This is a genomic window from Legionella tunisiensis (genome assembly GCF_000308315.1).
Taxonomy (GTDB): domain Bacteria; phylum Pseudomonadota; class Gammaproteobacteria; order Legionellales; family Legionellaceae; genus Tatlockia; species Tatlockia tunisiensis.
Window position 1 is genome coordinate 1 of sequence record NZ_CALJ01000305.1, and the last position, 1920, is coordinate 1920.

Sequence of the window (1920 nt, forward strand, 5' to 3'; positions counted from 1 at the left end):
GTGAACAATGCATTAGACCAAGTGCCAATTCGTTTGCCGTGTATATCAAGTTCCGATTTAATAGGATTTTTTAAACGGGTCATTAATTGTCCATTACTGGTGCGGTAAGGTAAGCTAACAAGGTATTGAGCTCGTATCTCAGGAGTAATTGAAATCGCACCAATACCTAAATCAGCTTTTTGCTCTTTTACCATAGCAAGTAATTTTGCATAGCCAACGGGGATATAATGGCAATCAGCTTGTACTTTTTTACATACAGCATCCATAAGGTCTACATCAAAACCAAGAAAATGATTATTATCTGCGACAACGCTGAATGGGGGTACATAAGATAGGATAGCAATTTTCAGGGTTTCAGCGCTTGAAAAGGTTGTGCTACACAATAGAAGGATTAGTGCAACAAGCCGCATAGAATAGTCCTTTATTTAATCTAATTTAACAATAATTTGCTCAGAGATGATTGTCAAAGAATGCATCAGGATTGAAATTGGAGCGAGGCGATGGCAATAAAAAATTTCCTTGGATCATCCAACGTTTACTCTACGTGAGAAAATTCAAGAAATTAATAAAGATTTTTTAGCTGATTATGGCTTTAGTTATTTTCAATATTTAAGGTGTTTTGACGATGGATCTATAAGTTTGCTGACTAATAACACAGGTCTTATTGAATATTTCCAGCATGTAGATAATTCTCCTGTTGTTTTTTCTTCCTTTAATAGTGAATATAAAAATTCACATTCCTATTGGTTTTTATGGGATGAGGTTTTGCCAAAATTTCCCGTGCAACTAGCGCGAGAGAAATTTCATATTCATAATGGAATTACTTTAGTAAGACGTTCAAAAAATTATTACGATATGATTGCCGTTGCTTTGCCTATAGAGCACGACAATGCGGGATCATTTTATTTAAATAAATTAAAAATTATTGAACAATATATCAATGATTTTGATAAACAAAATAAAGAGTTAATTACGCTTATAAATAATAATAAAATAATTCTTCCTAGTTCTTATCGTGATGTTAATTATCAAAAAATTTGTTTAACAAATGGACGTATTAGCGTTACAGGGAAAGAAGGTTTAACTTACCTTACTTCCCAGGAATTAGCCTGTTTACGCCTGTTATTACAGGGCGCCTCTTATAAAGAAGCCGCGCAATTACTCAATTTATCTTCCCGTACCGTCGAGACTTATATCGATAGAATAAAACAGCGTACCGGCTTTTTTTCTCGTTCCGAGATCGAGCGCGCTCTTTTATGTCCGTAGTAAGCACGGACAGAATTCTTATTAACAACCCTTTATACTGCCGTTTGTACTTGTCGGGATATAGCCGTTAGAAGAGAAGGATTAATCATGAAAATTCAAGAAAAAACATGGGCAGAAGAATTATTTAAGAAATTTTGTGCTGGATACAAAGCGCGTGATTTGCCTTATTTACTTAGTTTGTTTACTAAAAACAGCACTATGTGGGGCTCAGGCATTGATGAATATCGAGTCGGTTTAAAACAAATCGAAGAGCAGTTATTGCGTGATTGGAGTCAATCAGAGTCTAGTGAAATTCAAATTCTCTCTTTTGTACCAGGTAATAAAGAAGGTTTATGGTCAGCCGCTCTTTGTGAAGCAAAAAGTGACTATTGCTGGTAAGGAACATCTTTTCTCCCATTTAAGAGGAACAATCGTTGTAGAAAAGGAAGACGACTCATGGAAAATTGCTCATATGCATGCTTCTTTTCCTGACTATAGAAATTTGGAGGGAAATTCTTTTCCTGCTCAGCAATAGCAATTGATCTATTTATGGTGGGGAATTGCTTGATTCTCCACGATTTCTGATTTGAATTAATAGTCAGTTTTCTGAATTAAAAGTATTTTTGCCAGTTTATCGCGAGCATATATTTTGTAGATAAAATCAGCTTCCTGTTG

General features: G+C 35.0%; 4 protein-coding genes. 3 read left to right on the plus strand and 1 reads right to left on the minus strand.

Annotation, left to right across the window (positions count from 1 at the left end; genetic code table 11):
- On the minus strand, positions 1-410 hold a 410-nt coding region (locus BN58_RS27085), incomplete at its 3' end, for a transporter substrate-binding domain-containing protein (protein WP_019218091.1).
- Between the two features lie 109 nt (positions 411-519).
- Between BN58_RS27085 and BN58_RS18415 the strand changes: the two genes are divergently transcribed.
- The 3 genes from BN58_RS18415 to BN58_RS38085 all read left to right on the plus strand — a co-directional run bounded on the left by BN58_RS18415 (position 520) and on the right by BN58_RS38085 (position 1780).
- Positions 520-1266, plus strand: coding sequence for a helix-turn-helix transcriptional regulator (locus BN58_RS18415; RefSeq protein ID WP_019218092.1), 747 nt, complete (start codon positions 520-522; stop codon positions 1264-1266).
- 87 nt (positions 1267-1353) lie between these two features.
- Positions 1354-1644, plus strand: a complete 291-nt coding sequence (locus BN58_RS32035; protein WP_019218093.1) for a hypothetical protein — start codon at positions 1354-1356, stop codon at positions 1642-1644.
- The gene (locus BN58_RS38085) at positions 1628-1780 is read left to right on the plus strand and encodes a nuclear transport factor 2 family protein (protein WP_198009972.1); all 153 of its coding nucleotides are present in this window, start codon (positions 1628-1630) and stop codon (positions 1778-1780) included. Before BN58_RS32035 ends, BN58_RS38085 begins: the two co-directional genes overlap by 17 nt.
- The last annotated feature ends 140 nt before the right edge of the window (positions 1781-1920 follow it).

Excerpts from the sequence above, each read along its gene's own strand:
- BN58_RS32035 (WP_019218093.1), top strand. The coding sequence starts at position 1,354 with ATGAAAATTCAAGAAAAAACATGGGCAGAAGAATTATTTAAGAAATTT.